The organism is Pseudomonas sp., assembly GCF_026224925.1.
In the GTDB taxonomy this organism is placed as follows: Bacteria; Pseudomonadota; Gammaproteobacteria; order Pseudomonadales; family Pseudomonadaceae; genus Aquipseudomonas.
The window spans coordinates 1-8126 of the sequence record NZ_JAMFRV010000095.1 but is presented as its reverse complement, the minus strand read 5'-3'; the positions used below and the strand labels follow the sequence as shown (position 1 = coordinate 8126).

Genomic DNA, 8126 nt, shown 5'->3' with positions numbered 1-8126 from the left:
GAATTTTTGATGTCCTGTCTACTTGTTTGAGGATTAGCCGTGTCTACGCTTGAAATTATTGCTGTGATTGTCAACGTTCTCGGGGTCTGGTTGACGGCTCAACGCATCCGCTGGTGTTGGCCGGTCAGCGTGGTTGCTGTGTTGTTGTATGCATGGATTTTCTACGACGCAAAGCTCTATTCCGACACGCTGTTGCAAGGTGTTTTCGCGGTTCTTCAAGGCTATGGCTGGTGGCGCTGGAGCCGTGGCGGTGTTGACCAAGGCAAGGTCCATGTGGCTCGCCTACCGCGGCGTGAGGGTTGGCTCGGGTTGATTTTTGGCGTGCTCGGCGCCGTGTTGCTCGGCAGCCTGATGGTGACGTTCACTGACGCTGCGGTGCCTTGGCTGGACTCATTGCTGACTGCGTTCAGTCTGGTCGCCAGCATATGGGCCGCGCGCAAGTATGTGGTCAGTTGGTGGTTATGGATCGTGCTCGACACGGTGTACGTGGGAATGTATCTATTCAAAGACCTTCAACTCACGGCGGCGCTGTATGCAGGGTTCGTGGTATTAGCGTTTTACGGTTTGAGGGCTTGGAAGAGCGATCTGGTTCGCCAGGAATCTCTGAATAAACAGGTTTCATTCGAGCAAACGTCCGCAGTCCCGCGAGTGACACCGTGAGCGTGCCAACGCTTAGGCCGGTCGCGCCGGGTGCCTTCATCATTCCAGTCGGATTTGCCCATGCCATTTGACCCGATATCACCGCACTACCTGCGCATTCGTGACGAAATAGCTACTGACATCGCCTGCGGGGCGCCGTTGGCGGATCATAAATTTCCGTCAGAACGAGAGATGGCCGAGCGGTTTGGTTGCACGCGGGTGACGCTGCGCCAGGCATTACAGCAGTTGGAAGCCGAAGGGCTCGTGTACCGGGAGAACCGCCGTGGCTGGTTTGTCAGTCCGCAGAGAATTCGTTATGACCCTACGCGCATCACTGGGTTTATGGAGTACGTGGCGGCTCAGGGACGAACGCCGATTACCGAATGCCTGCATGCGGAATTACGCCCTGCGGGCACTTGGCTCGCAAAGCGGATGGGACTCGCGTCAGCCGACGAACCCATGTTTTATCTGCAACGTCGCCGCTGGGTAGACCGTCGGCCGGTATTGTTGGAGCTCAATACGTTGGTTGCGAGTTGGTGCCCTGGTTTGCTTGAGGCTGATCTCAACACGTCGCTGACAAGCGTCTTGCGCGAACGGTTCGGGCGCATTCAATCACGCTGCGAATTGACAATGCACACCGGAACGATGAATGACCATCAAGCCGAGTTACTGCAGTTGTCCGTCGGTTCCAGCAGCGTTTACCTGGAGCGTTTGAACTTCGGTGAAGATAACCAGCCAGTAGAATTCGATCAGGAATTCTGGCGCCCCGATGCACTTGCAATCGTCATGGAGACCCGTTATCCCCGTGCGCTTGATGCTTAAACCGTACCCGGTGTTATGCCGGGTGCACTGTCCAGAATTTATGCTGGTCAATGATCAGTGATTACTGGTCGATGTGCTCGCTGTAAGAGAGTTCTCGGCAATTGCTCCTTTGATCCCGCACGCCGATATTTCCCCAATCTTCTCCAGCCGCGCCCTTACTATGTTTCTGCTGATGTTCAGTAAGCGGCCTGTCTGCAGTTGATTACCGTGGCAGAACCGGTACGCCGTTCTGAAGACTACTTCTTCGATGTGCTCATAAAGGTCTGGCAGGTTGCTCTCAAACAGCGCGGTCAGGGCTGCTTCAAGGTTGGCGGGCGCTAAAGGTGCTTGGGTGAGTTGAGCTGCAGCTTCCTGACGAATTCCGATGCTGCGCAAATCGGCTAATTGCAGGTCGTCGGGTTGCACCACTTGATGACGGCACACCAACAGTGCGTGGTGAATCGCATTCTCCAGTTCACGAATGTTCCCCGGCCAACTATGGCTGAGTAGCTTTCGCTCAGCCTCAGGGCTCAACGTTGCATGCTGGTAGCCCAGCCGTTGGCAGTGCTGCTCAAGAAAAAACTCAGCCAACGGCAATGTATCGCCAGGACGTTCACGCAACGGGGGCAGGCGAATAGTTGCGACGTGCAGTCGGTAGAACAGGTCTTCACGAAAGTGCCCGGCAACCACGGCATCGGCCAGGTTGACGTTGGTTGCAGCTACTAACCTCACGTTAATCGGAATAGGCGTGCGCGAGCCCAGGCGGACAACTTCCCGCTCTTGCAACACGCGAAGCAACTTCACCTGCATGTTCAGCGGAAGATCACCAATTTCATCGAGAAAAAGCGTGCCGCCTTTGGCGGTCTCAAACCAGCCGGCCTTGCTGCTGGTGGCCCCGGTAAAAGCGCCTTTTTCGTGGCCGAACAATTCACTTTCCACCAAGGTTTCAGGGAAAGATCCACAGTTCACCGCCACGAAGGGCTCTTTGCTGCGTCTACTCAAATTATGAATATGACGGGCCACCAACTCCTTGCCGGTGCCCGTCTCGCCGGTGATCAACGCATTGGCTTCGCTGGGCGCTAAACGCTCAATGCGAGTGAGCAACTCCTGCGAGCGCGGGTCGTTAAAAACCAAGACGGTGGCACGAACCGATTTAGTCAGTTCGCGCGCATTAGGGTGCGTGAGTAAAGCCATGATCTATTCCTGAAGCAGAGAGCGCTGGGGAATAATGCACGAAACTGTCTTAGATAAATAACGTCTAAATTCGTCTGTATATATTCGAAAAACAGCTATGTAGAAAAGCAGCTAAAAACTGCTGGTAGAGCAGCAACCGATCAGCAAAAACTGTTGGCTCAGCAGCAGTTAGCGACCGTTTTTTATTCGTCTAATGAGCCTTTGCGGCGTCCAGATCACTGCCTATCAATTCACTTAATAGTTGCTCTTTGAGCTTCTGTAGCACCGGTGAGGCTCGATCCCGTGGGTGCGGCAGATCGACCTTTATTTCATGGCGGATGCGCCCCGGACGGGCGTCCATCACGATGACCCGGTCCCCCAAGTAAAGCGCTTCTTCCACGTCGTGGGTGACCATGATCATGGTGCTGCGTTGCTGCACCCAGATTCGCTGCAACTCACGTTGCAGGTTGATTCGGGTCAATGCGTCGAGGGCGCCGAAGGGTTCATCAAGCAACAGGATTTTTGGTTTATTGATCAAGGCCCGGGCGATAGCTGCGCGTTGCGCCATGCCGCCGGACAACTGATGTGGGTAGGCCTGTTCAAATCCTTGCAGGTTTACCAATTTCACGTGTTCGGCCACCAGTCGGGTTTTTTCGGCGGCGGGCAGCTTATGGTTTTTCAGCGCCAACGCCACGTTCTGTTCGACAGTTTTCCACGGGAACAACCGATGGTCCTGAAAGACGATTCCGCGCTCCAGGCTGGTCGCCTCAATGCGTTGTCCGTCAAGCAAGATATCGCCGCTGTACTCCGCTTCAAGTCCGACTATCAGCCGCAACAGGGATGATTTACCGCAGCCGCTGGCACCGACAATACTGACAAACTCGCCCGCATTGACCCGCAGGTTTATGTTTTCCAATACCGGCAGCGGCTTGCCCTCGATACGGTATTCCTTGCTCAGGCCGCGAATATCTAAAGCGCCAGGAAGCTTCAGTTCGGTGCCCACCAGTGTCTCTTTAAGCAATGCTGTCATCGTTTATCCAACCTGTCAGCGAAGATCCCGCCAGCGCAGCAAATGGCGGCTGACGCGGGAAAATAATTGGTTCATGGCGTAGCCCAGCAAGCCGATGCATAGAACGCAGATAACAACGACCTCCATGCGTGCACCCGCTTCTGCAGTCATCATCAGGTTGCCCAGGCCTGCGCCAGTGGAGAGGAACAGTTCGCTGCCCACCGAACTGACCCAAGCAAATGCAAGTGCGTGCAGCAGGCCGTTGACGAGGCTGGGGAGGGCGCTGGGTAGCAGCACGTGAGTGAATTGCTGGATACGGCTCAATTCGAAAACACGTCCAACTTCCCGGTATCGTGCTTCGACGTGGCTGAACCCTTCGAAGGTGTTGAGCGTCATCGGGTAGAAGGCCGCAAGACTAACAATGAGCACCTTGGAAAACTCGCCACTGCCAAACCACAGGGCGATCAATGGAATCAGCCCGAGAATCGGCACTTGGCGCAGGGTGTGATAAAGCGGCCCGATCAGGCGCTCGGCGATTCGTGACAGTGCCATGGACGCGCCCACAGCGACCCCGCAAACGACGCCGATCAACAAGCCCAAACAGGTCCGCTGCAGGCTCGCCAAGGCGTTGTTATACAGTTCTCCGCTCTTGAGTAATTCGCCCAAGCTGGTACCAATTGCGCTTAATGAAGCAAACGCGTAAGCGTGCGCGGCGTCCCGTTGCGACATGTACTCCCACGCAGCAATCAACAGCAGCGGCAGCAAGACACCGCGCAATCCACGCAGTCGGTGAACAAAGGTGGCCATTGGATCTCCTAGCGGGTTTTCCAGCGGAACATGCGTTTTTCCAGAAGGCGTAGGCCGTAATCGAGCACGAAGCCGATAAACCCGGTGACGACAACGCCGACCATCACCACGTCAATGCGCATCATCTGTCGGCCCATCTCAATCATCTGCCCCAAGCCGGTGTCGGCAGCCAATAGCTCGGCTGCGACCAAGATCATCCATGCCCTACTGAGGCCGATGCGCAAACCGGTAAGGATGGGTGGTGCGGCGGCGGGGAAGGCCACGTCAATAATCAAACTGCGTAGTGGCAGCCGGTAAACGTCTGCGACTTCCAGGTAGCTACGCGGGATGGCCTTGATGCCTTCGCTGGTGGCCAATGCCACCGGAAAAAACACCGCTTTAGCGACGATTAAAATCTTGAAAGTCTCTTCCACACCGAACAGCAGGATGAACATTGGAATCAGCGCAATGGTCGGAATCTGCCGAAGGGTTTGGAACAACGGCGTGCAATAAGCTTCGACGTTTTTCGACAGTGCCAGACAGGTGCCAAACACCAGCCCTGCGCAGGCCCCACCCACAAAACCTAGCCCCAGGCGACCCAAGCTAAAACGCAGGTGTTCCTGCAGCTCACCGCTGTGCAGCAACTCCTTGAAGGTATCCAGCACGTACTGTGGGGGCACCAGCAACTGCACGGAAAATGCGCCAGATTTCGCGACCAACGTCCACGCGAGCAAAAGTGCCAACGGCGAAAAAAACCAGGTCAGGCCTAGGGCGCTGCGTTTTAGCGTCGGGCTGCGCATGGGCCACCTCTATGGACGTTCAAACGGCCAACTTAATGTTGCCGAGGACGGCGTCTAGCGGCCGATCATCGACCCAATCGCGCACATTAAAACTCTGAGCGATAAAGCCGTGGCGCTGCATGAAATGGGTCAGGTCTTGTAGTGCAACAAGCGATTGCTCCTCAAAGCGGGTGACCAGTCGACGATGGGCGTCTTCGCCATATGCGGCAGCGACCCAGTACTCGCTGGTGTTAAGTTCGCGGGCGAGAAAACGTCGGGTTTCTTCAGGGTGAGCCCAGGCCCATTGCTCGGCTTGCAGCACGGTTTCAACGATAAGAACGGCGGCATCGAAATGCTCGTCCAACATGTGCTGGTCAACTGTCAGGGTACGCGGCGTGCCGATGTTGCTGCGGGTCAGTGGGTCTGGATGCGAGCCTGTATCGATCACTACGTGCAGACCGAACTCGTCGGCCAGTTGCATGCCGTGCGCGCCCTTGGCAAAAATGGCATCAATGTCACCGCGCAGTAGACCAATCAGTTCATTGTTGCGTCGGCGTTGACGGCTGCGGCTTTCAGAAATCTGCGCGCCATACACATGACGTATCGGTTCGTCGCTGTGGGTTCCGCCGTACGGATAATCAACCAGTTCGACGTCGTGGACGTCCAGGCCTTCGAGCCGCAACGCGTTCTCCAGACCCCGTAAGGCTTGAGCGCGGTTGTAATCAATTTGTACGTTGGCCCATTTGGGAATGCCGAAGCGTCGGTTGCGCAAGTCACGCACGGTTTTCACGCCGCTTTCAGCTGTGGTTAAAATCAGCTGTACTTCGTCGCTCCAGGACAACCCGAGGACCCGGGTGGCCTGACCGTTGGCACGGGCCCAGATTGATGGGCTATTGCCGCCGTGACGTACCGAGTTGGGCATATGGTGGTCGAAGTGCGCCTCGCGAATATCTCGGTCCGAGGACCCGCGCAAGTTTTGAATGTTAGTGCCAAAAGGTTTGAAAGCTTCAGCCAGGCGGCCGGATTCTACGGCAATGCCGAGGCCGGTCGGTACTGGGCTGTGGGTGTACCAAAGGGTGTCGAGTGGCTTGCTCATTGATAACGGTCCAAGCGTAAAAGGGGCACGCGGGCAGCCCAGGCTTTTTAGCATCATGCGGCGGATGCCTCGTAGCCTGGGCTGCAAGACGCGAAGCGGGTCGAGTCAGCTCGCTAGTGTCGCGACCGAACTGCGCAGTGTCTCGAGCGGACGGGTGTCGATCCAGTCACGCACCGAGAAGGTCTGCGGGATGAAGTTCCAGCGGTGCAGGAAGTGGGTGAAATCCTGAACCGCGTCTATCGAGCGCTCATCCAAATTGGTGTTTAAGCGTTTATGGGCGTCTTCGCCATAAGCGGCGGTGACCCAAAATTCGCTGCTATTGGTTTCATGGGCGAGAAAACGGCGGGTATCTTCTGGGTGATTCCAGGCCCATTGCTCTGCACGAACTACCGCGTCGAGAATGCTCACCGCCACGTCGTAATGCTGTTCCAGCAGATTCAGATCGACACTCAGCGTACGAGGTGTGCCGTTGTTGGAGCGAATCAACGGCTCAGGGTGTGAGCCGGTATCGATGACGGTGTGCAGGCCAAACTGATGGGCAAGTTGGATGGCGTGGGCACCTTTAAGGAAGATGGCGTCGACTTCCCCGCGCAATAAACCAACTAATTCGGCGTTTTGCCGGCTCTTGCGTGGTCCGCCAAAGTTGGCGATGCCGTTAACTATTATGGCCGCCTCGTCGCTGAACGTCCCCTCTTGCAGGAAATCCACCAATTCGACATCGCTGACCTCCAGGCCATCAAGCCTAAGGGCGTTTTCTAACCCACGAAGGGCTTGCGCGCGGGTGAAATCGATTTGCGCATCGATCTTATGTGGTAGGCCAAACTTGCGGCCCTTCAGGTCTTTTACGGTCCTGATTCCGCTGTCTTGGGTAGTTAGGATTAACTGCACTTCATCTGCCCAGGACAGGCCGATAACCCGGGTTTCTCGGCCACTTGCGCGGGCCCAAATTGCTGGGATGTTGCCACCGTGTCGGACTGAATTACGCAGCGTGTGATCGAAGTGCGATTCGCGAATGGCCAGCTCTTCGGATTCACGCAATGATTTGATCTGTGTGCCTTGCGCGGTCAGTGACTCTTCCAGCCAGCCTTTTTGCACGGCGATACCAAGGCCGGTCGGAACCGGGCAACGGGTGTACCAAAGCGTATCTAGTGGTTGACTCATGAACTCGTCTCCAAATAGCCATCGGAAAAAATAGGCAGTGAACAATTCACCTGCCCTGCGACTGTTATTGCAACCGTCATGCCACGCACCTTTCGACGTCGCAAAGCCCCGTGGCTGCGGGGGACAAGGTTTTCTATACAGATTTTAGAGCGGGAAGTTGCTTCTCCAGCAGCAACCGATCAACAGGTGGCCGTGAATCAGCAGCAGCGACATCTGGGCTTTGCACTCGTGGATTTTTCGCGGTCCGCACCTACCGCTATGCGAAGCGTTGCCGGTGGTCCACGTAAGACGAAGGAACACCGGCAATCCTGGATGATTAGCTGGCGACTTTGCGCTCGCTGATGGATTCAACGTTATGCACGGGCCGCGCGTGGACCAACGGCAACACTTCCTGACCAATACGCAGGGCTTCTTCCAAGTGCGGATTGCCGGCCAGGATAAACGTGGTGAAACCTGCGTCTTGATATTCAGCCAAACGTTCGGCGACATTCTCGTGGCTGCCAACAAGACCAATGGTTGGGCCTGGCTTGGCTTTACCAAAACCAGCCCACAGGTTCGGGCCGATGATCAAATCTTCAAAGCGTTCGGAGTTCTGGTGATAAGCGTTCTGCCGCGCGGCACCCACTGAATCTGAACCACTGGCGAAGTTCTTGATGAATGCGCTGGTCTTGGCGTCGATCCG

Annotated in this window: 8 protein-coding genes and 1 pseudogene; 2 read left to right on the top strand and 7 right to left on the bottom strand. The window is 55.9% G+C overall.

Translation table 11 applies throughout. The features are described from left to right. The first annotated feature begins 39 nt into the window (after positions 1 to 39). Both pnuC and M0974_RS04335 read left to right on the top strand, forming a co-directional pair. Positions 40 to 660 (top strand): nicotinamide riboside transporter PnuC, encoded by a 621-nt coding sequence (gene pnuC / locus M0974_RS04340; protein WP_297833200.1) that lies wholly within the window; start codon positions 40 to 42, stop codon positions 658 to 660. A gap of 60 nt (positions 661 to 720) precedes the next feature. Then, positions 721 to 1461, top strand: coding sequence for a UTRA domain-containing protein (locus M0974_RS04335; protein WP_297833199.1), 741 nt, complete (start codon positions 721 to 723; stop codon positions 1459 to 1461). Positions 1462 to 1515: 54 nt separating this feature from the next. On the opposite strand, the gene M0974_RS04330 is transcribed toward M0974_RS04335, so the two are convergent. The 7 genes and pseudogenes from M0974_RS04330 to M0974_RS04300 all read right to left on the bottom strand — a co-directional run. Further along, entirely contained in the window at positions 1516 to 2634 is a 1119-nt protein-coding gene (locus M0974_RS04330) for a sigma-54-dependent Fis family transcriptional regulator (RefSeq protein ID WP_297833198.1), read from the bottom strand. A gap of 190 nt (positions 2635 to 2824) precedes the next feature. Continuing rightward, positions 2825 to 3643 (bottom strand): ABC transporter ATP-binding protein, encoded by an 819-nt coding sequence (locus M0974_RS04325; protein ID WP_297833197.1) that lies wholly within the window; start codon positions 3641 to 3643, stop codon positions 2825 to 2827. 15 nt (positions 3644 to 3658) lie between these two features. Continuing rightward, a complete protein-coding gene (locus M0974_RS04320; protein ID WP_297833196.1) occupies positions 3659 to 4429 on the bottom strand; it encodes an ABC transporter permease in 771 nt (256 codons plus the stop codon). 8 nt (positions 4430 to 4437) lie between these two features. Continuing rightward, complete coding sequence (locus M0974_RS04315) at positions 4438 to 5208, bottom strand: ABC transporter permease (RefSeq protein ID WP_297833195.1); 771 nt, start codon at positions 5206 to 5208, stop codon at positions 4438 to 4440. Positions 5209 to 5227: 19 nt separating this feature from the next. Next, the gene (locus tag M0974_RS04310; RefSeq protein ID WP_297833194.1) at positions 5228 to 6283 is read right to left on the bottom strand and encodes an ABC transporter substrate-binding protein; all 1056 of its coding nucleotides are present in this window, start codon (positions 6281 to 6283) and stop codon (positions 5228 to 5230) included. A 105-nt stretch (positions 6284 to 6388) separates the two neighbouring features. Continuing rightward, on the bottom strand, positions 6389 to 7444 hold the full coding sequence (locus tag M0974_RS04305) for an ABC transporter substrate-binding protein (protein ID WP_297833193.1): 1056 nt from the start codon (positions 7442 to 7444) through the stop codon (positions 6389 to 6391). A 316-nt stretch (positions 7445 to 7760) separates the two neighbouring features. Further along, positions 7761 to 8126 (bottom strand): annotated as a pseudogene (locus tag M0974_RS04300) (alkanesulfonate monooxygenase); the annotation flags it as partial.